At 62.3% G+C, this 20,297-nt stretch carries 17 protein-coding genes and 3 tRNA genes; 13 read left to right on the top strand and 7 right to left on the bottom strand.

The window, feature by feature from the left end:
• The 4 genes from RT582_RS21495 to RT582_RS21480 form a co-directional block, all read left to right on the top strand.
• Positions 1–185 (top strand): phosphoribosylaminoimidazolesuccinocarboxamide synthase (locus RT582_RS21495; protein WP_313479897.1); only part of this gene is annotated, 185 nt, incomplete at its 5' end.
• A 125-nt stretch (positions 186–310) separates the two neighbouring features.
• Positions 311–400: transfer RNA gene (locus RT582_RS21490), tRNA-Ser, on the top strand.
• 163 nt (positions 401–563) lie between these two features.
• Positions 564–2,930: a DNA polymerase II gene (locus RT582_RS21485; RefSeq protein ID WP_090521327.1), complete on the top strand. Its 2,367-nt coding sequence runs from the start codon at positions 564–566 to the stop codon at positions 2,928–2,930.
• Positions 2,931–3,002: 72 nt separating this feature from the next.
• Positions 3,003–3,311: a hypothetical protein gene (locus tag RT582_RS21480; RefSeq protein WP_090521325.1), complete on the top strand. Its 309-nt coding sequence runs from the start codon at positions 3,003–3,005 to the stop codon at positions 3,309–3,311.
• A 48-nt stretch (positions 3,312–3,359) separates the two neighbouring features.
• Here the strand turns inward: RT582_RS21480 and RT582_RS21475 are convergent, their stop codons facing one another.
• The 3 genes from RT582_RS21475 to RT582_RS21465 are packed head-to-tail and all read right to left on the bottom strand — an operon-like array spanning position 3,360 to position 6,513.
• A complete protein-coding gene (locus RT582_RS21475; RefSeq protein ID WP_014821015.1) occupies positions 3,360–3,704 on the bottom strand; it encodes a YdbL family protein in 345 nt (114 codons plus the stop codon).
• A gap of 8 nt (positions 3,705–3,712) precedes the next feature.
• Entirely contained in the window at positions 3,713–3,904 is a 192-nt protein-coding gene (locus RT582_RS21470) for a YnbE family lipoprotein (protein WP_041014564.1), read from the bottom strand.
• A 38-nt stretch (positions 3,905–3,942) separates the two neighbouring features.
• Positions 3,943–6,513 carry a YdbH domain-containing protein gene (locus tag RT582_RS21465; protein WP_102832580.1) on the bottom strand — a complete coding sequence of 857 codons (2,571 nt, stop codon included), beginning with the start codon at positions 6,511–6,513 and terminating at the stop codon, positions 3,943–3,945.
• Between the two features lie 544 nt (positions 6,514–7,057).
• Here RT582_RS21465 and RT582_RS21460 point away from each other — a divergent pair.
• Both RT582_RS21460 and rmuC read left to right on the top strand, forming a co-directional pair.
• The gene (locus RT582_RS21460) at positions 7,058–7,405 is read left to right on the top strand and encodes a tetratricopeptide repeat protein (protein WP_014821012.1); all 348 of its coding nucleotides are present in this window, start codon (positions 7,058–7,060) and stop codon (positions 7,403–7,405) included.
• Positions 7,406–7,470: 65 nt separating this feature from the next.
• Entirely contained in the window at positions 7,471–8,943 is a 1,473-nt protein-coding gene (gene rmuC / locus RT582_RS21455) for a DNA recombination protein RmuC (protein ID WP_102832579.1), read from the top strand.
• A 9-nt stretch (positions 8,944–8,952) separates the two neighbouring features.
• Here the strand turns inward: rmuC and RT582_RS21450 are convergent, their stop codons facing one another.
• On the bottom strand, positions 8,953–10,200 hold the full coding sequence (locus RT582_RS21450) for an MgtC/SapB family protein (protein WP_023446240.1): 1,248 nt from the start codon (positions 10,198–10,200) through the stop codon (positions 8,953–8,955).
• A gap of 88 nt (positions 10,201–10,288) precedes the next feature.
• Positions 10,289–13,756 (bottom strand): hybrid sensor histidine kinase/response regulator, encoded by a 3,468-nt coding sequence (locus RT582_RS21445; RefSeq protein ID WP_102832578.1) that lies wholly within the window; start codon positions 13,754–13,756, stop codon positions 10,289–10,291.
• A gap of 277 nt (positions 13,757–14,033) precedes the next feature.
• Between RT582_RS21445 and RT582_RS21440 the strand changes: the two genes are divergently transcribed.
• From RT582_RS21440 to RT582_RS21425, 4 genes are all read left to right on the top strand, one after another.
• On the top strand, positions 14,034–14,594 hold the full coding sequence (locus RT582_RS21440) for a GNAT family N-acetyltransferase (RefSeq protein WP_023446238.1): 561 nt from the start codon (positions 14,034–14,036) through the stop codon (positions 14,592–14,594).
• A 153-nt stretch (positions 14,595–14,747) separates the two neighbouring features.
• On the top strand, positions 14,748–15,464 hold the full coding sequence (locus RT582_RS21435) for an AzlC family ABC transporter permease (RefSeq protein WP_090521321.1): 717 nt from the start codon (positions 14,748–14,750) through the stop codon (positions 15,462–15,464).
• The gene (locus RT582_RS21430) at positions 15,461–15,787 is read left to right on the top strand and encodes an AzlD domain-containing protein (RefSeq protein ID WP_046618760.1); all 327 of its coding nucleotides are present in this window, start codon (positions 15,461–15,463) and stop codon (positions 15,785–15,787) included. Before RT582_RS21435 ends, RT582_RS21430 begins: the two co-directional genes overlap by 4 nt.
• A complete protein-coding gene (locus RT582_RS21425; RefSeq protein WP_234173172.1) occupies positions 15,784–17,196 on the top strand; it encodes an MFS transporter in 1,413 nt (470 codons plus the stop codon). The genes RT582_RS21430 and RT582_RS21425 overlap by 4 nt, the downstream gene beginning before the upstream one ends.
• A 36-nt stretch (positions 17,197–17,232) precedes the next feature.
• Here the strand turns inward: RT582_RS21425 and rdgC are convergent, their stop codons facing one another.
• Positions 17,233–18,153, bottom strand: coding sequence for a recombination-associated protein RdgC (gene rdgC, locus RT582_RS21420; protein WP_090521316.1), 921 nt, complete (start codon positions 18,151–18,153; stop codon positions 17,233–17,235).
• Positions 18,154–18,368: 215 nt separating this feature from the next.
• On the opposite strand from rdgC, the gene RT582_RS21415 reads away from it, so the two are divergent.
• The 3 genes from RT582_RS21415 (at position 18,369) to RT582_RS21405 (ending at position 19,551) form a co-directional block, all read left to right on the top strand.
• Positions 18,369–18,444 (top strand) — tRNA-Val (locus tag RT582_RS21415).
• Between the two features lie 13 nt (positions 18,445–18,457).
• A tRNA-Asp gene (locus RT582_RS21410) sits at positions 18,458–18,534 on the top strand.
• Between the two features lie 267 nt (positions 18,535–18,801).
• The gene (locus RT582_RS21405; protein ID WP_014821004.1) at positions 18,802–19,551 is read left to right on the top strand and encodes an FKBP-type peptidyl-prolyl cis-trans isomerase; all 750 of its coding nucleotides are present in this window, start codon (positions 18,802–18,804) and stop codon (positions 19,549–19,551) included.
• 71 nt (positions 19,552–19,622) lie between these two features.
• On the opposite strand, the gene bfr is transcribed toward RT582_RS21405, so the two are convergent.
• Positions 19,623–20,093 (bottom strand): bacterioferritin, encoded by a 471-nt coding sequence (gene bfr / locus RT582_RS21400; RefSeq protein WP_003300730.1) that lies wholly within the window; start codon positions 20,091–20,093, stop codon positions 19,623–19,625.
• Between the last annotated feature and the right edge of the window lie 204 nt (positions 20,094–20,297).

Raw genomic sequence — 20,297 nt, 5'->3', positions numbered from 1 at the left:
GCTTCTGGCCAGCCGATAGCTACGAGGAAGGCAAGAACCCGCCGAGCTTCGACAAGCAGTTCGTCCGTGACTGGCTCGAATCCACCGGCTGGAACAAGCAGCCGCCGGCTCCAGCTGTTCCGGCCGACGTTGCACAGCGAACTGCCGACAAGTACCGCGAGGCGCTGACCCGTCTGACGGCCTGACTGAACTGCATGACCAGGCTCGCCCTGCGTCCGCTCATGGTGGGCCGCAAGAGACTGAAAACGGTAAAAAATCTATGCAGTTGGGGTTCGACAAACCTGCTCCAGCTGCTATGATGCGCGCCGCTGGAGAGATGCCGGAGTGGCCGAACGGGACGGATTCGAAATCCGTTGTACCCTCGCGGGTACCTAGGGTTCAAATCCCTATCTCTCCGCCACTACATATAGCCTAAGCCCCTGAACTCGACAGAGTCCGGGGGTTTTTGCTTTTTGTGGCCTCGGTATGCGGCGGCCGGGTTTGTCTGATGATGGCTATGCTTCAACGGCAGGTGCAGTCTGCTGCATGGCCATCACAGTGTTGTGCGAAGCGAGGGGAGGGTGATGTCGCAGCTACGGCGGGGCTTTATCCTGACTCGGCACTGGCGGGATGCGCCGGAGGGTACGGAGGTCAGTTTCTGGCTGGCAACCGACGCTGGCGCACGGCAGCTACGTGTCTCGCATCAAGATTCCGTCGCTTTCATCCCCGAAGAGCAGCGTCCTCTTGCTGAAGCGCTGCTACGTCGCGAGCGCGACGTGGAATTGCGACCGCTGGCCTTGTGCGACTTCCGCCATCGGCCAGTGATGGGGTTGTACAGCCGTTCGTACCGTCGCTTGCTGGATTGCGCGCGGTTGCTGCGTGAGGCCGGGGTGGACGTCTATGAGTCCGATATCCGTCCCCCCGAGCGCTACCTGATGGAGCGTTTCATCACCGCGCCGGTGTCCTTTTCAGATGCGTCTGGCGGCGACGGTGCGTCGATCGATGCGCAGCTCAAACCGGCGCCTGACTATCGCCCGACGCTCAAGCTGGTTTCGCTGGATATCGAAACCACCTCCCGTGGCGATCTCTATTCCATTGCCCTGGAGGGCTGTAGCCAGCGCCAGGTCTACATGCTCGGACCGGAAAACGGGCAGGGCACGACCGTCGATTTTTCTCTGCAGTATTGCGATAGCCGACGCGAGTTGCTCGAGCGGCTGAACGACTGGTTTGCCGAGCATGACCCGGATGCGATCATCGGCTGGAATCTGCTGCAGTTCGATCTGCGCGTGCTGCGCGATCATTCGCAGCGCCTGCAAGTGCCATTGCGTCTGGGGCGCGGTGGTGCGGAGATGGAGTGGCGCGAGCACGGCGGTCGCGGCAATCATTATTTCGCCGCGGCCGCTGGGCGCTTGATTATCGATGGCATCGAGGCGCTTCGCTCGGCGACCTGGAGCTTCCCCTCCTTTAGCCTGGAGAATGTCGCCCAGACCCTTCTGGGTGAAGGCAAGGCCATCGACAATCCCTACCAGCGCATGGCGGAAATCGATCGCATGTTCGCCGAGGACAAACCGGCTCTGGCGCGCTACAACCTCAAGGATTGCGAGCTGGTAACACGCATCTTCGCCCGCACCGAACTGCTGACCTTCCTTCTCGAGCGCGCCACGGTAACCGGGCTGGCTGCCGATCGCAGTGGCGGTTCGGTCGCGGCCTTCGAGCATCTGTACCTGCCGCTGATGCATCGCCAGGGCTTCGTCGCGCCGAATCTTGGCGAGCGGCAGCCGGAGGCCAGCCCGGGTGGTTTCGTGATGAATTCGCAGCCGGGGCTTTACGAATCAGTACTGGTGCTCGATTACAAGAGCCTCTATCCGTCGATCATACGAACCTTTCTCATCGACCCGGTGGGGTTGATCGACGGGCTGCGCCAGCCGGATGACGAACAGTCGATCCCCGGCTTCCGCGGTGCGCGCTTCTCGCGGACTAGGCACTGTCTGCCGGCAATCGTGGAGCGTGTTTGGGAGGGGCGCGAGACGGCGAAACGCGAGCACAACAAGCCGTTGTCACAGGCGCTGAAAATCATCATGAATGCCTTCTATGGCGTGCTCGGTTCCAGTGGCTGCCGCTTCTTCGATACGCGGCTGGCCTCGTCCATCACCCTGCGCGGTCACGAAATCATGCGGCGCACCCGGGAGCTGATCGAGGCGCAGGGGCATGCCGTCATCTATGGCGATACCGATTCCACGTTCGTCTGGCTGCGCAAAGCTCATTCAGATGACGAGGCAGCGCTGATCGGCCGTCAGCTGGTGCAGCACGTCAATGATTGGTGGCGAGTGCATCTGCAGGCCGAGTACGGGCTGGTCAGCGCTCTGGAGCTGCAATACGAAACCCATTTTCGACGCTTTCTGATGCCCACCATTCGTGGTGCGGAGGAGGGCAGCAAAAAGCGTTATGCCGGACTGATCACCCGGCCCGATGGCAGCGACGACATGGTCTTCAAGGGGCTGGAAACCGTGCGTACCGACTGGTCGCCGCTGGCTCAACGCTTCCAGCAAGAGCTCTACCAACGCATCTTTCACCGCCAGCCGCACGGGGAGTACGTGCGCGACTACGTACGGCGCACGCTGGCCGGTGAGCTGGATGAGCTGCTGATCTATCGCAAGCGCTTGCGCCGCAGGCTCGATGACTACCAGCGCAATGTGCCACCCCATGTGCGTGCCGCGCGTTTGGCGGATGACTACAACGACCGTCAGGGGCGGCCTCGGCAGTATCAGAACGGTGGCTGGATCAGCTACCTGATGACGGTCGCCGGGCCCGAGCCGCTGGAAACACGGTCATCGGCTGTCGACTACGACCACTATGTAACGCGGCAACTGCAGCCCGTGGCGGATGCGATTCTGCCCTTCGTGGGCGATGACTTCGCGTCGCTCGTCGACGGGCAGCTCGGCTTGTTCTGAGTTCACCGGCTCGCGGCATCTATCTGGTGCCGGGCCGGTCATATGTCGAGCAACATTCACTGGAGCTCCGACATGTACCTGATTCAGTTGCTGCTACCGCTTTACGACAACGATCAGCAGGCGCTGCCGAAGTCGTCTTTCCGTGCTGTGCGTGATGAGCTCATCGAGCGTTTCGGTGGCCTGACCACCTATTCGCGAGTCCCGGCGAGTGGCTATTGGCTGGAAGAGGGCGACAACGCGGTTCATGACGACTCGGTGGTCTACGAAGTCATGGTCAATGATCTGGACAGGGGTTGGTGGGCAGATTATCGCGCCGAGCTGGAGCGCCGGTTTCGGCAGGAGAGCCTGGTGATCCGGGCACACGCTCTGACGCTGCTGTAGGCGCTGCCGCGAAGAGCGATGGCCGGCGGACCCGGCCATCATCGTTGGTTACTTGCGAACCCAGTTGCCGTTGAGCTGAATGATCTGGCCCGAGGGCGTCTTCTCGATGGCTTTCTTGCCGGCGATGGCTTCCACGTCGCTGACGCTGATGCCGTTCTGCTTGGCGACGCGGTGGTACTCGGCTCGGCGCGCCTGATTAATCTGGCTTGCGATGTCCTCGGCGTTCTGGCTGGACCGCACCACGCCGAGATAGCCGTCGGGCTTCTCGCCAAGCAAGCCGCTGGCCTTGGCGTCACCCAGGGCGGACATGGCTTCGTTGAGTGTCATGGCTGCCGCTGGCAGAGCGATCATGAGTGCCAACAGCAGGCTTGCCAATTTCAGATAGGTTTTCATCGTCGTCCTCAGAACAGTCCGCTGTCTTCGTTAATGATCGAGTCGAGCTGCTTGTCCACCCGGATGTAAATCTCATGCTCGATCTTTACGTTCAGGTTGATGTTGATCGGCTCGTTCGGTACGGCCAGTTCCACCCGCGGCGTACAGGCGCTGGCGAGCACGGCCAGCAGCAGAATGGTCAGCGATTGGCGCAACCGCATGGCGGTCTCTCTCCTGTGTCGGCTAGGGCTGCAGGGCCTCATTGAAGGCGTTGAAGATGTTCCTGCACCCGTCGTTGAATTGTTTCGCTTACCCGGTCGCTCAGTTGCAAGCTGGTCAGCAGCGCCGGAATGTCCTCTTCCAGATTGATCGAAAAATTGATCGGGCGGCCTCCTTCCAGGGCTGGGTTGCGGCCGTTCAGGCGCAGCGCGAGGTTCAGTTTGCCGCTCTCATCATAGCGGACGTCACTGCTCAGCCGATCATAATGAAAATCGTGCAGGGCTTCGGTGACGATCTTCATGGCCGGGTTCGACTGGCCAAGGGCTTCTATCTTCGGCGAACGAAAGCGCAGTACACCGCCGGGTGTGCGCGCGGACAGCTCGCCCTGGTCGACGCTGAACCCGAGTGCGCTGCGGCGAATGTCGAAGCTGCCATCAATCAGGCCGCTGCCATCGAGCCCTTCGGTAGGGTAGGCGGCGAGCATGTCGCTCAGTTGCAGTCCTTGCAGCTTGGCGCTTAATTGTTGCTGCGGTGCAGCCAGGTCGAGCGTGGCGGGGGCGAGCCAGAACCTGCCGCCGAAGATTTGGGTTTCCGCGGTTGCCCAGCGCAGCTGGCCTTGCACTGGATGATCGAGATCGGTGCGGTAGTTTCCGCGCAGCAGCAGCGGGCCAAAAGTGAATCCGGGGTTGAGCTGAGCGAGGCGCAGCTCGGTTATATCCAGCTCCAGGCGGTTGCGCTCGAGGCTTGCTGCGATTCTTGCGTCGAGCCCGGATATCTCGGCGCGGTCGATGATGCCGGCCAGTCCGCGGGCCTCCAGCGTGAGCCTGGCGGATGGCGGTGTGCTGCCAGCTGGCACAGAAAGCGTGCCATCAGCCAGCAGGCGACCGCTGTTCAGTTCGAGCATCTCCGGCCAGGCTGTGAAGCTGCGGGCAAGCGGGTTGCCGGCGCGCAGAAAGATCTCCTGTAGCTTGCCGCTTGCCTGTAGTGGGCCGTTCCAGCGCTTGTTCAGGTTTGCTGCCAGTATCAGCCCGACATCGTTGCTCAATGGGCCGGTCGCTGCCAGTTTTGTGGCATCAGCTTCCAACTGCCCGCTCCAGTGCCAGCCCTGGGAGATCAGTCTCGGGTGATCCAGTCGGCTGACGCGCAGGTCCAGCGGCCCCTGTACGCGCCAGCTAGGCGGCTCTGAGTTGCGGCGGTCGAGATGCAGGCTGAGCGGTTGGGAGAGCAGGGCCTGCAGTTGGCGGGCAGTGAGTTCTCCGCTGGTCAGGTCGGTGAGGGTGGCCCGTGAGCTTTTATGCAGCTGTACATCGATCTGCTCGAGGCTCGCACGACCGGAGAAGTCCAGCGTGGCCTCCAGACCTCCTAGCGAAAGTGCATCCAGCTTCAGCTTGCTACTGCGCAGTTGCAGTTGCGCCTGCTCGATCTGCAGTACATATGGCGGTGCGGTATTCAGTCGCACCCGTGCCTGCAGGGTCGCCGGTGTGGCGCCTTGGGCGTCCAGCTTGACCTGTAGCGGCAGTTCGTCTCGTTCGGTTTCGGCATCCAAGGGCTCGATCTGGATGCCCAGTCGCTCAGGTCGCAGATTCTCGGGAAGGTCGGCGACGAGTGCCGGTTCGGGGCGTAGCTGTACATTGGCTTTCAGCTCGGGAGGCAGCCACTGGCCATCCTGTCCATTAGCCGCGAGGTCGATATCGCCTTGCAGCTCGCCAAGCCCGATGATCGGCCATGGCGCCGGCAGGTGGCCGGAGAGACGCAGATCCCCGCCGGCACGGCGCCATTCGAGCGTGCCGTCTGTCGAGCGAGGCACGCTAAGCGCCCAACCTGCGCCAAGCCGCATGTCAGCTGGCATGTTCAGCGGGGTAGGTTCGTAGCCGGTCCAATCGCTTAGCCAGCTCAACAGCCAGGGCGCTTCCGGCAAGCTGCCCATGGCAAAGGTGGCATCGGACCGCAGGGTGTTGCCGAGGAGGTTGAGCCGGTTACGGCCTTCCAGGCGCGACTGCTCGTCGATCAGCAGTCTGGCCTCGATCAGGCTGTGCATGGGGTCTGGTCCCTGTGCACTGACGATCAGCGAAACACGGTGTTCGTTGCGGCGCAGGTCCAGCCGGGCATCGACAGGCAGCAGTGTTTCGCCGGCGTGTTCCAGCCACAGGCTACCCCGTTCGTCGCACTGACCTTTCGCGCAGGGGAGGTCCATCCTCAGATCAGCTATGGTCATTCGCTGCGGCAGCCACGCCACCCAGCGTGCATATTGCTCGGCGTCGCGCGGAGGCGAGCTCCCGTTCCCGGCATGCGGTAGCGAGAGTAGGGTCGTGCTGAGACGATCTATTTGAAGCGATTGTGGTGGAAATGGCTGAAAAAGGCTGGGAACTTGCAGTGCGATATTTTCAGCCCGGACGGTCAGGTTGAGGCCGTTCTCGGTCAGCTGTGCATAGTCAAGCTGGCGGATCGATATGCTTCTGGAAGAGACACGCAGCCCCTGCCAGTCGAGTTCGACGATGCCTTGTTCGCGCTTGAATGCTGTCCATTGATACCAGGCGAAACCGCCGGCAAGTAGCAGCAGTAGCAGCAGGCCAGCCAGCAGCCAGCGCAGTATTCTCGACGGTTTCGTCATTTCCAGTTCCAGAATGCGAGGCGTACAGCATAGCCGCAGACAAGCGTAGCTACCGTGCTCCGGCAAGGTGCGCAGGGCGACAACAGCTTTGTCTGAAAGTTCGCTCTTGTGCCGCTGCAACCCTTGTGGCAAGCCGCTTTGCGCCTGATGCGCTGAACTTGTGCACATTTGCGCAGCACGCCTGTCAAGGCCTTATGACAAACTGTCGCAAATCGCCTGAGCTCATAGATCGTTAATAACCAATTGAAAAATAAGCACTTTTTTCATTGGCGAAAAAAACGTCAGTTTAAGCGCAGCCCCCATGAGACGTGGCATTCATAGATTTGTCTTCTGTTTGTCCACTGACTTATCCACAGCTTCTGTGGATTAATTTTTGGTGTGATCCGGATCTAATTTTTTCGCTTTTGACAAGACTTTAACTCTCGGAAAAAAGGAGTAGAGTGCGCGACCTTATTCATCCAGCCCCCAGATGTGCATGAGAACGCGTACAGCCTCCTCCGCCTCCTTCGCCACTACCGCCCCTACGGCACGGTTGCCGCTGCGCATGGCGCTGTGGTTGCTCGATAGCCAGCACCTGGGCAGAAATCAGGGTGTCAAACGGATTGCAGGGCGCCTGCTCAAGCAGCCGGCGCGTGAGGGCGTGGTGGAAGCGCAGAGTCGTCTGGGGCGTCTGCTGTGCTGCGAGTGCGATGGTCAGCGCGACCGCCGTATCGGTTTCGAGCTGCTGCGTCAGGCGGCCCGTGCAGGCGACTGCCAGGCACAGCTGGAGCTGGGGCGCCTTTATTGCCAGCCCGACCACAGCGAACCTGCGAAGGCGCGTCTGTGGCTCGAGCAAGCCGCCGCACAGGGTTCCCAGGAGGCTGCGAGCTTCCTTCAGCGGATCAAGGGCTGACGGCACCCGCCTGACCACCCACCTGCGGCTCGCTATACTGCCCGGCACTTTTGCCGGAGCCCTTCATGTCCTTTGATCCTCTTCATCTATTGGCCGGTCTGGCGCTCGGCCTGGCTGCCCTGGCTGGGCTGAGCCTTTATCTGCAGCGCCGCCTGTCCGTCAGCGAGTCCGAACAGGCGTTGCTCGATGAGCGGCTCCGACAGGCCACCCTGGCGCAGGAGGGGCTGACGGCGCAGCTGGAGAGCTGTCGGATCGAGCTGGCCGAGTTGAGTGGCATCAAATCAGCGCAGCAGGCCGAGCTGGCTGCGCTGCGCCGCGAGGCCGAACTGTTGCGCACGCAGCGTGACGGTAATGATGAAACCATTGCCGACCTGCAAGCCGAGCGCGACGCCCAGCAAGGTGAACTGCGCCGGTTGAGCTCGACCCATGCCGCACTCGAAGCCGAACTGCGCGAACAGCACAACGCCCATCAGCAAAGGCTGGCAGACCTGCAGGCAGCGCGTGACGACCTGCGGGCACAGTTCGCCGAGCTGGCCGGCAAGATCTTCGACGAGCGTGAGCAGCGTTTCAGCGAGTCCAGCCATGAGCGCCTGGGGCAGCTGCTCGAACCGCTGAAGGAACGCATCCAGTCGTTCGAGAAGCGAGTCGAGGAGAGCTACCAGAACGAAGCGCGCGAGCGCTTCTCCCTGGCTCGCGAGCTGGAGCGCCTGCAGCAGCTGAACCAACGCCTTGGTGATGAAGCGACCAACCTGACCCGTGCGCTGCAAGGGCAGAAGACGCAGGGCAACTGGGGCGAGCTGGTTCTGGAAAAGGTGCTGGAGCACGCCGGGTTGGAGAAGGGCCGCGAGTACCATACGCAGGTCAGCCTGAAGAGCCCGGACGGGGAGCGTTTTCAGCCGGATGTGCTGATCCATCTGCCCGGGGACAAACAGGTCGTGGTTGATGCCAAAGTCAGTCTGACCGCCTATCAGGCGCTGACCTGCGCCGAGGATGAAGGCAGCCGGGCGCTGGCGCTCAAGCAGCATGTGCAATCGCTGCGCAGCCACCTCAAGGGGCTCTCGCTGAAGGACTACCAGCGCCTCGATGGCTTGCAGAGCCTCGACTTCGTGCTGCTGTTCGTGCCGATCGAGGCGGCTTTCGCGGCCGCCCTGCAGGCAGATCCCGATCTGTTCCAGGAAGCCTATGGGCGGCACATCGTGATCGTCAGTCCGACGACCTTGCTCGCCACCCTGCGGGTCATCGACAGCCTCTGGCGGCAGGAACGGCAAAGCCAGAACGCCCGGGAGATCGCCGAGAAAGCCGGCGGGCTTTACGACAAGTTCGTCGCCTTCATCCAGGATCTCGATGAGATCGGCAGCCGATTGCAGCAGGTGGATCGTGCTTACCTGGCGGCGCGCAACAAGCTTAGCGATGGTCGCGGCAACCTTGTTGGTCGAGCCGAGCAATTGAAGTCGCTCGGTGCACGGGCCAGCAAGCGCTTGCCGGGCGACTGGCTGGAGCGTGCCGGTGCCGAGGAACTCAGCGAGGCGGGCGACTAGATCACGGCGCTAACGCAACAGCAGCACGGCGAGCGCAGTCAGCAGCCCGGCGAACATGATCGGCAGGGTACGGATAGCCAGTTCACGGCCACCGATGAAGGCGATCAGCATGGCCTTGACCAGGCTGTTGCTCAGCGCGGCGAATACGATGCCGCGCGACGCGACCTCATGACTGAGCCCGTCGCGGGCATTGTTGGCCAGCGAGAGGGTGATCGCATCCACATCGGTCAGACCTGCGACCAGCGACACCATGTAGATGCCGGCATCGCCCAGCCAGCGCCGTGCACCCTCGACCAGTAGCAGGATCAACACCAGCAAGGCGGCGAAGCGTAGCGCCGGTCCCAGCTCGAACGGGTTCTTCAGCAGGGGCTCGGCAGTGTCTGTGGGCGTTTTGGCTGCCAGCAGGTAATAGAAGATTGCACCTGCTGTATAGATGGCGCCGGCGCACGCCAGAGGCAGGATCAGGCCGGGAAGCAGCGCCGGATTGACCAGCCCCACCTCCAGTAGAACGCGAGGAAACATGAGCGCCGACGTCGCCAGCAGGCCAGCTGCGAGCGCGGCACGCAGCTTCGGCGCGTTCAGCCGCGCCAGCGTGATGGTCATCGCAGTGGAGGAGACGATGCCGCCAAGCAGTGCCGTGACGAAGAGGCCGTGACGGGGGCCGAGAATACGGATCGCCACGTATGCGGCGAAACCGATTCCGGCGATCAGTACCACCATCATCCAGGTCGTGTAGGGATTGAGTGCCTGCCAGGGGCCATAGCCCTGGTTCGGCAGCGTGGGCAGCAGCACCACGGAGATGAACAGCATCTTCAGCGCGCCGCCCAGTTCCGCCTCGCTGAGCCGCTTCAGCGCCTGATGCAGCGGGGCTTTCAGGCTCAGCAGCAGCGCCACGACGATGGCGCATGCGGCGGCGAGTTGCCGGCTCTCCGCGACCGCCAGGCTGCCGAGAACAAAGGTCAGCAGCATGGCGACCTCGGTGGTCATGCCATGGTCGCCGCTGCGACGCGCATCGATCAGATAGCCGGCAATGACCAGCAGCGCGAGCATGGCGAACATGGCCACCCAGGCAGAGCCGCCGAGATGGCTGACGCTAACCGCCGCGAGCCCGCCGAACAGGCCCGACAGGCCGAAGGTGCGGACCCCGGCGACCAGCTCCTGGCCGGGGCCGTCTCTGCCGCTCCAGCTACGTTCGGTGCCGATCAGTAGCCCGACGGCAAGCGCCGTGGCGAGGTTGAGAAAAAGCTCGAGCGTCATCGGCCACCTTGCCGCCAAGTGTGCAAATTGCCAGCAGTGTAACCGGCCTCGGCCGCGATTGTTTCACCCGCTGGCCGAGGTCGCCTGTCTACTGAAGCGTCAGGTGCCGGCTCATCAGAGCGCGCAACGCCGCAGGCTTGACCGGCTTGGCGAGGAAATCCAGGCCGCTTGCGTGAATCGCGGCCACCAGTTCCGGGCGGCCATCGGCACTGATCACCACGCCGGGCACCGGCTCGCCCAGCCGGGTGCGCAACCAGGCCATCAGCTCGGTGCCGGTCTGGCCCTCGTCGAGGTGATAGTCGACCAGCACCAGTTGCGGGCGAATGTCCTCGGCCAGCAGCGCTTCGCATTCGGCGCGGTTGCTGGCGGTCCATACCTGGCAACCCCAGCGGGTGAGCAGGCTGTTCATGCCGACCAGAATGCTGTCCTCGTTATCGATGCAAAGCACCTGAGTGCCGGTCAACGCGGTGTGCTGCGGCTCGCCACGCTTGGCTGCCGGGCGCGGCTGGCTCAATGCACGGGCGACCGGCACGGTGACGCTGAACACGCTGCCCTTGCCCGGCCAGGAGCGCACTTCCAGTGGGTGTTCGAGTACGTGGCAGAGACCGTCGGCGATGGCCAGGCCCAGGCCCAGACCCTTCTCCGCGCGGGTCTGGTGGCTGTCCAGGCGTTTAAACTCCTCGAAGATCACCTTCAGCTTGTCATGCGGAATGCCCGGGCCGCGGTCCCAGACTTCGAGCCGTAGTGATGCGCCTTGCCGGCGCACGCCGAGCACCACGCGGCCCTTGGCGTAACGGAAGGCATTGGTGAGGAAGTTCTGCAGCACGCGACGGAGCAGACGTATGTCACTGTCGACGCGCAGCTTGCTGCCGTGCACGCGGAAGTTGACTCCCTGTTCGCGGGCCAGTGCGGTGAACTCCGTGCCCAGCGTGTCGAACAGCGTGGCGAGTGGGAAGGGGTTGCGATCTGGAGTCACTCGACCGCTTTCCAGGCGCGAGATATCCAACAGGTCGGTGATCAGGTCTTCAGCCGAACGCAACGAACTGTCCAGATGCTGCACCAGTTCCTGGGCCTCGCTGGGCAGGGCGCTCTGCTGGTGTGACAGTGCGGCGGAGAACAGCCGTGCGGCGTTGAGCGGCTGCATCAGGTCGTGGCTGACGGCGGCGAGGAAGCGGGTCTTCGACTGGTTGGCCGCTTCCGCGGTGCTCTTGGCTTCGATCAGCGCCTGGTTGAGCTGCGACAGTTCCTGGGTCCGCTCGCTGACGCGCTGTTCGAGACCTTCGTTGGCATCTTTCAAGGCACGTTCGGCTTCGCGGTAGGCGGTGATGTCACTGAAGCTCATGACGAAGCCGCCGCCCGGCATCGGGTTGCCGATCAGCTCGACGACGCGGCCGTTGGGGAACAGCCGCTCGGACGTATGCGCGCGACCCTGGCGCATCCAGTACAGGCGCTTGGCCACGTGGGTGTCCGGGTCGCCTGGGCCGCAAAGCCCGCGCTCGGCGTTGTAGCGGATGATGTCGGCGATCGGGCGGCCGATGTAGACCAGCCCGTCCGGGTACTCGAAGAGCTCGAGATAGCGATGGTTCCATGCCACCAGGCGCAGCGACTGGTCGACCACGCTGATGCCCTGGGTGATGTTCTCGATCGCGCCTTGCAGCAGGGCGCGGTTGAACTGCAGCACTTCCGAGGCTTCACCGACGATGCGCACCACGTCGTCGACCTGCATGTCGCGGCCTTCCAGCGCTGCCTTGACCACCGCACGGGTGGACGACGCGCCGAGCACGCCCGCCAGCAGGCGTTCGGTATGTGCGATCCACTGGCCGTCAGCTTGCAGTTTGGGCGAGAAGTCCTGGCCGTGGCGGCGGGCGAAGCGCTGGAAGCTTTGCTCGGCGCGCTCGGCGCCGACGAAGCGGGATGCCAGGACCAGCAGGTCTTCGACGCGTACGGCGAGCAGACGGCGGGCACCGGTCGGGGAGGCGATCTCCTGACCGATAAAGCGGCTGGCCTGCCAATGCTCGGCCACGTGGGTCTGGGTGAGGATGGATACCCAGAAAAACAGCGTTGCGTTACCGATCAGCGACAGGGTCACGCCCAGGGTCAGTCCGCTGAGGCCGAAACCGAGGCCGCCGTTGTACATCCAGCTCAGGCCCGGGAACATTTCCAGCGGCCAGCCCAGCAGAGGAACAATCAGCGTATAGAACCAGATTGCCGCGCCGGCGGTCAGGCCGGCGAACACGCCGCGACGGTTGGCCTGCTTCCAATACAGCGCACCAACCATCGCCGGGGCCAGCTGAGTGATGGCGGCGAAGGCGATCTGGCCGATTGTAGCCAGCGATGCCGTGGAGCCGAGCAGGCGGTAGCTGACATAGGCGAGCAGCAGGATCACGACGATGCTGATGCGACGTACCGAGAGCATCCAGTGGCGAAATGCTTCGAACGGGCGCTCGGCTTCCTGGCGGCGCAGCAGCCAGGGCAGCAGCATGTCGTTGGAAACCATGGTCGAAAGCGCGACGCTGGCGACGATTACCATGCCGGTTGCCGCCGAGGCGCCGCCGATGAAGGCGAGCAGGGCGAGCCAGGGATGCAGTTCGGCCAACGGCAGGCTGATGACGAAGGAATCCGGCGTTACGCCTGCGGGCAACAGCATCTGTCCCGCCAGCGCGATCGGGATGACGAACACCGCGGCGAGTACCAGATAGAGCGGAAACACCCAGCGGGCCATACGGAAGTCGCGCGGCTCGATGTTTTCCACCACAGAAACGTGAAACTGCCGCGGCAGACAGACGATCGCCATCATCGCGACGGTGGTCTGGACCAGCATGGCTGACCAGTTGACACCTTCGCTCCAGAATCCGGCAAGGTCCGGCGAGTCATAGGCCTGATTGAACAGATCGCCAAAGCCGTCGAACAGGCCGAAGGTGACGAAGGCGCCCACCGCCAGGAATGCCAGCAGCTTGATCAGTGATTCGAAAGCGATCGCCAGGACCATGCCGCGGTGATGCTCGGTCACATCGAGGTTGCGCGTGCCGAAGAGGATGGTGAACAGCGCCAGCACGATCGAGACGATCAGCGCGGTGTCGCGCGTGCCGGTGCCGGCTGCCTCGATGTTGATGCCGCTTAGCAGGTTGACGCCGAGTACGATGCCCTTGAGCTGCAGCGCGATGTACGGCAGTACGCCAACCAGGCAGATCAGCGTAACAACCACTGCCAGCAGCTGAGATTTGCCATAGCGGGCGGCGATGAAGTCGGCAATGGAGGTGATGTTCTCCTGCTTGCTGATCATGATCATCTTCTGGATCACATGCGGTGCGAACAGCATCAGCAGGATCGGGCCCAGATAGATAGGGAGGAACGCCCAGAGCTGCTCGGCGGATTGGCCAACGGCACCGAAGAAGGTCCAGCTGGTGCAGTACACCGCCAGTGAAAGGCTATAGACCCAAGGCCGCAGACGCGGCGACATGGAAGCGCTGTTGCGGTCGCCGTAGAAAGCGATGGCGAACAGAATGGCCATATAAACGAGGGCGACCGCGGCGATCAGCCCGCCTGACAGCGTCATGCAAACTCCAGAAAACGAAAGGTGAGTGCCAGGCAGGCCTCGGCGGGCCGGTAACGGTGCCGAATTCAATCAGCCCTGGTGACTCGTTAATATGCTGAGTTCGTGAAGTTTCGCAGCAATGGTCACCCCGTGTGCAGGGTTGCGACCAAGGTCGCATGCGTCTAGCGCGGGCCCGCCAGCAATATCGCCGGTCGTCCGCGAAGTACGGCGTTTCCTGCGCCATGGGTTACTGTCTGGTAACCGCCGATTTGCCCGAACGCAATAACAGGAGAATGTCATGCTCAGCCCCCATCCGGTAACCCTGCAACGCGGGGCGCTGCGCCTGGAGCCGCTGATGGAAGCGGATATCCCGGAGCTGGTTGCCCTGGCAGAGCGGAACCGCGCCGAGCTGACATATATGAGCGGGCCGCTACGGCCGGACTGGTACCGCCATGCGCTGGCGGAACAGCGCGAGGGGCGCGCGGTTGTCTTCAGTGTGCGGATGGCCGAGCAGCTGGTCGGCACCACGCGCTTCGCCGACTTCAACCTGAGCCTGCCGGCGGCCGAATTGGGCTGGACCTGGCTGGACCATGCGGAGCATGGCACCGGGCTGAATGCCTCGATCAAGTACCTGCTGCTGCGTCACGCATTCGAAGAATGGCAGTTGGTTCGCCTGCAGCTGAAGACTGCCGCCAGTAACCTCCGCTCGCAGCGGGCCATCGAAAAGCTAGGTGCCCTACGCGAAGGATTGCTGCGTAACCATCGGCGACTGGCAGACGGTCGTCTGGACGATACCGTGCTGTACAGCATCACCGACCGTGACTGGCCGCAGCTCAAGCAGCGGCTCGCGGCCGACTGACTGCTCTGCGACGCATCGCCTGGGCGTCTCAGTTCGGATATCGTGCGGTGCTTTGCCGCATGTCTTGCGTCGATCCGTCCGCTACCCACGCCTTTCGCTACGAGGTCGATAGGCAGCGCAAGGTTCGGTGCAAAATTGGCTACAGGAGTTCCAATGTCCCGCTCGCAAGAGTTCGTTCACGGGTGCCGTGACATTCTGCCGTTGATCCTCGGTGCGATTCCGTTCGGTGTCATCTTCGGCACGCTGGCCGTCGGCGCCGGATTGACGCCCTGGCAGACCATGGGCATGTCTTCGCTGGTCTTCGCCGGTTCCGCACAGTTCATCGCGATCACGCTGATAACCGGTGGCGTAGGCGCAGCCGTGGTACTGCTGACCACCTTCGTGGTCAATCTGCGGCACGCCTTGTACAGCGCCGCGTTGCAGCCATTCGTTCGTCATCTGCCGGGCCGCTGGCGCGCCCCTCTGGCGTTCTGGCTCACGGACGAGGCCTTCGCCGTGGTGCAGAATCGCTATGCCCGCGACGACGAGTCGCCGTACAAGCATTGGTTCTTTCTCGGAGCCGCGCTGACCATGTACATCAACTGGCAGCTGTCGACACTGGTGGGTGTCGCCTTCGGTCAGGCGGTTCCGGGTATCGCCAGCTGGGGGCTGGACTTCGCCATGATCGCCACCTTCATCGGCATCGCGGTGCCGATGATGCGGACGCGCCCGCAGGTGGCCTCGGCGCTGGTGGCTGGCGCGGTGGCCTTGCTGACCTGGGAGCTGCCTTACAAGCTCGGACTGATCGCCGCCGCCATGGCCGGCATCGTCGTCGGCGTCTGGCTCGAACGTCGCGCCGAAGCGGCTGCGCGCATGCAGGGGGCGCTATGACGACCTGGTTGCTGATCTTCGGCATGCTGGCGATCACCTTCGTGATCCGCTACAGCTTTTTCGCCTGGCCCAACCTGCGCTTTCCCCGCGCTATCGAGCAGGGGCTGCATTACGTGCCGGTGGCGGTACTGACTGCCATCGTGGTGCCGGGAATGCTGATGCCGGAAGGGCAGTGGGCGTTGCGTCCGGACAATGCCTATCTGCTCGCGGGGCTGTTGGCGATCGTCATAGCCGCGTTTAGCCGCAACCTGCTGGCGACTATCGCCGGCGGACTGCTGAGCTTCTTTCTGCTGCGCTGGGCTTTCGGGCAGTTGCCGATATGAATCAGGAATCGACCGGGGCTAGCTCTACAAGGCGTGTGCCAGCTGGCGGGCCGGCGACCACGCATTCGCAGTTTCGCCTGCTCGGCAAGCGTCGCTTCCTGCCTTTTTTCTGCACGCAGCTGCTCGGTGCATTCAACGACAACGTGTTCAAGCAGGCGTTGATCCTGGCGATTCTGTTCAAGATCGGCACTGGCGCCGACAAGAGTCTGCTTATCAATCTTTGTGCGCTGCTGTTCATCCTGCCGTTCTTTCTGTTCTCCGCGCTGGGTGGCCAGTTCGGCGAGCGCTTCAAGAAGGCCTGGCTGATTCGCCGAATCAAGTTCGCCGAGATTCTGATCATGCTTGCCGGGGCGCTCGGCATGTTGCTCGGCAACCTGCCGGTATTGCTTGCGGTGCTGTTCTGCATGGGCACCCAGTCGGCGCTGTTTGGTCCGGTCAAGTACTCGATCCTGCCGCAGCAGCTCGCCGAGGATGAGCTGGTGGGAGGCAATGCGCTGGTGGAGATGGGAACGTTCCTGGCGATTCTCGGGGGCACCATCGGTGCGGGTGTGTTGATGGCGAGTGAGGGCTACGCCGAGCTGGTGGCGATCAGCGTGGTGCTGATCGCGCTCGTCGGTTATCTCACCAGTCTGGCCATTCCAGCCGGTACGGCAGCGCTGCCGACCCTGCATATGGATTGGCGCGTGCTGCGTCAGTCATGGCGCATTCTGCGGCTGGGGCTCGGTCAGCAGCGGGCGGTGTCCCGGGCCATGCTGGGCAATTCCTGGTTCTGGTTTCTCGGTGCGACCTACCTGACGCAGATCCCGGCGTTTGCCAAGGACTATCTCGGTGGCGATGAAAGCGTGGTGACGTTGATCCTGACGCTGTTTTCGGTCGGCATCGCGCTGGGGTCGCTGCTTTGCGAGCGGCTGTCGCGGCATCACGTGGAGATCGGCCTGGTCCCGTTCGGAGCCATTGGCCTGAGCCTTTGCGGAGTGCTGCTGTGGTGGCATGCGAGCGGCCACGGGGAGCCTGTGGGTACGGTCGACTGGCTTGCGCTGCTCGGCGAGCCTTCTGCCTGGTGGGTACTGATGGATATCCTCGGGCTGGGGATTTTCGGTGGGCTGTACATCGTCCCGTTGTATGCCCTGATCCAGTCACGCAGTGTGGTTCACGAGCGCTCGCGAGTGGTGGCAGCGAACAACATTCTCAACGCGCTGTTCATGGTCGCGTCGGCGATCATCGCAATTGTCCTGCTGGTGCTGCTGAAGCTCTCGATACCGCAGCTTTTCCTGACTGTTTCGTTGCTCAGCGTGCTGGTCTGCGGGGCGCTGTTCGTCGATGCGCCGGAGTTCATCGAGCGTTTTCTGATCTGGTCGCTGGGGGAGCGATTGGGCGGGGCGCTGGCGTTGCAGCTGAAGGTGCGTTGAGGGGAGCGGGGCGCCGATCAGCGCCCCGGGCTGGTGTCAGAGGCCCTGGGGGACTTCTTCGCCACCGAACGCCTCGAACAGCGCAGGCAGGAACTCGCGGAAGGTCATCATCATCAGCAGGAAACTGGCGTCCTGCTGGGCAAGGGCGTCTTCACCACCGTCCTGCTCGGCCTGGTCCTGCAGCAGTTCCTCGAAGCGCAGGCGCTTGATGATCAACTTGTCGTCCAGCACGAAGGACAGCTTGTCCTGCCAGGCCAGCGACAGCTGGGTGACCTGCTTGCCGGCTTCCATATGCTGCTGGATCTCGTCGCTGGTCAGGTCCTGGCGCTTGCAGCGCACCACGCCGCCGTCCTCGTGGGTGTCGCGCAGCTCGCATTCGTCGAGCACGAAGAAATCGTCTGCGGACTTCTGCGTCTTGACCCAATCGGTCAGGGTGGCGCTTGGCGCGATCTTCACGGTCAGCGGGCGCACCGGCAGCGAGCCGATCGCTTCACGCAGGGTGGACAGCAGGTCCTCGGCCTTCTTCGGGCTGGCCGAGTTCACCAGGATCAGCCCGCGCTCGGCGTCGACTGCGGCGAAGGTGCCGGATTTGCGGATGAAGGCGCGCGGCAGAAAGGCCTGGATGATCTCGTCTTTTATCTGGTCGCGCTCCTTCTTGTAGACCTTGCGCATCTGCTCGGCTTCGATCTCGTCAACCTTTTCCTTCAGCGCATCCTTGACGACGCTGCCCGGAAGAATGCGTTCTTCCTTGCGCGTGGCGATCAGCAGGAAACCCTGGCTGACGTGCACCAGGGGGGCGTCTTCACCCTTACCAAAGGGGGCGACGAAGCCGTAGGTGCTCAGCTCCTGGCTGGCGCAGGGGCGGGCAGGTTTGGCGGCCAGTGCAGCTTCGAGTGTCTCGGCATCTAGAGCGACGTTCTGGGTGAGACGGTAAACGAGCAGGTTACGAAACCACATGGCGGGGTAGATCTCCGGAAAGCAAAGGGGTGCATTATTCCTGCCTGGCCAGTTCAGGCCAACCCTGCGGGATGTTAATGCACGGCGGACGAGAAAAATCGGCTGGTAAATCGAGGGTTTTCCTAAGTCTTTGGAACTTCTGCAATTTTTTTTTCGAAAGGGGGTTGCCAAGGTGCGGAACCCTCTCTAGAATGCGCCCCACTTCGAGAGCAAACGGGTGATTAGCTCAGCTGGGAGAGCATCTGCCTTACAAGCAGAGGGTCGGCGGTTCGATCCCGTCATCACCCACCACTCGAGGTTTAGCGCAGCGGTAGTTCAGTCGGTTAGAATACCGGCCTGTCACGCCGGGGGTCGCGGGTTCGAGTCCCGTCCGCTGCGCCATATTCGCTTCACGGGTCCACTGAACGCCCTGAAGCAACGAAAGAAACGGCCATCTAGGCCGTTTTTTTTTGCCTGGATTTTTTTGGGCTGAAGCTACGGGTGCCGCTTCTCGCTCGGCTCGATCCTGCTATCGGATTGCTACGCGCGTCCGTTCTTTGCAATCTCTTTACGGTCCTTGCCTTGGGGTGCGGTAGCCAGTGCCGGGATGCGCTGCTAAGCTCGACCATCGGTTTTTCGAATGCCCAACAGCGTATTTAAGGAAACAGCATGAGACTGAGACATCATCGTTTGGCGCCTGCGGTTGCCCTGGTTGGCCTGGTGCTGGCCGGCTGCGACTCGCAGACCAGTGTCAAACTGGACACTCCGGCGCAGAAGGCGTCCTATGGTATCGGCCTGAACATGGGCAAGAGCCTTGCGCAGGAGGGTATGGATGATCTCGACTCCCAGGCTGTTGCGCAGGGTATTGAAGATGCCATCGGCAAGAAGGAGCAGAAGCTCACCGATGAGCAGCTGATGGAGGCTTTCACCTTCCTGCAGACCCGTGCCGAAGAGCGCATGGTTGAGATGAATGCCAAAGCGGTCGAGGCTGGCAAGAAGTTCCTCGAAGACAACGCCAAGCGTGAGGGCGTGAAGACCACCGAATCCGGTCTGCAGTACGAAGTCGTCAAGGCGGCCGAAGGCCGTCAACCGACCGAGAACGACGTGGTGACCGTGCACTACGAGGGCAGCTTGACCGACGGCACCGTCTTCGATAGCTCGATCAAGCGCGGCAGCCCGATTGATCTGCCGGTCGGCGGTGTGATTCCAGGTTGGGTCGAAGGTCTGCAGCTGATGCATGTGGGCGAGAAGTACAAGCTCTACATCCCGAGCGAACTGGCCTACGGCGAGCAGAGCCCGAGCCCGCTGATCCCGGCCAACTCCGTGCTGGTCTTCGATCTCGAGCTGCTGGATATCAAGGGTGACGAGGCCGAGCAGCCCGCAGCCGAGCAGCCTGCTGAAGCAGCCGAGCAGGAATAAGCGGTTCTCTTCGCTGCAAACGAAAACGCCCCGATCTAGTCGGGGCGTTTTTATATGGGCTTGCTACTGAATCAGTCGTCCATCTGCGACTGCAGGTAGTTTTCCATGCCCACCTTGTCGATCAGGCTCAACTGCGTCTCCAGCCAATCGATGTGTTCCTCCTCGGATTCGAGGATGTCTTCCAGCAGCTCGCGACTGCCGTAGTCGCCGACGCTTTCGCAGTAAGCGATGGCGACCTTCAGATCCTGCACGCCACCTTGCTCCAGCCTGAGGTCGCACTCGAGCATCTCGCGAGTGTTCTCACCGATCAGCAACTTGCCCAGATCCTGCAGATTCGGCAGGCCTTCCAGGAACAGGATGCGCTTGATCAGCTTGTCCGCATGCTTCATCTCGTCGATGGATTCTTCGTACTCATGCTTGCCGAGCTTGCCGAGACCCCAGTCCTCATACATGCGCGCGTGCAGGAAGTACTGGTTGATGGCTACCAGCTCATTGCCGAGGATCTTGTTGAGGTGCTGAATGACCAGCTTGTCGCCTTTCATGTAGTTAGCCTGCCTGACGCGGTGGGAATGCAAGCAGTCTGGCCACGCTCAGGCGACCTGTCAAACCTAAGTCATTGAATGCTAAAGCTAAACCCTAGCGAGAATAGTTGCGTTCCGCATCCTTCTGAGCAACTTGCTGATTTGCAGGCAAAAAAAAGGTTCTTCGCGGAGTCTGGGGGAAGAGCGAGTTGACAGTCAGGGAAG

This window comes from Stutzerimonas kunmingensis (assembly GCF_032106285.1).
GTDB lineage: Bacteria > Pseudomonadota > Gammaproteobacteria > Pseudomonadales > Pseudomonadaceae > Stutzerimonas > Stutzerimonas kunmingensis_B.
Note: the sequence above shows the minus strand (reverse complement) of the source record. Positions and strands in the feature narration are given on the sequence as shown.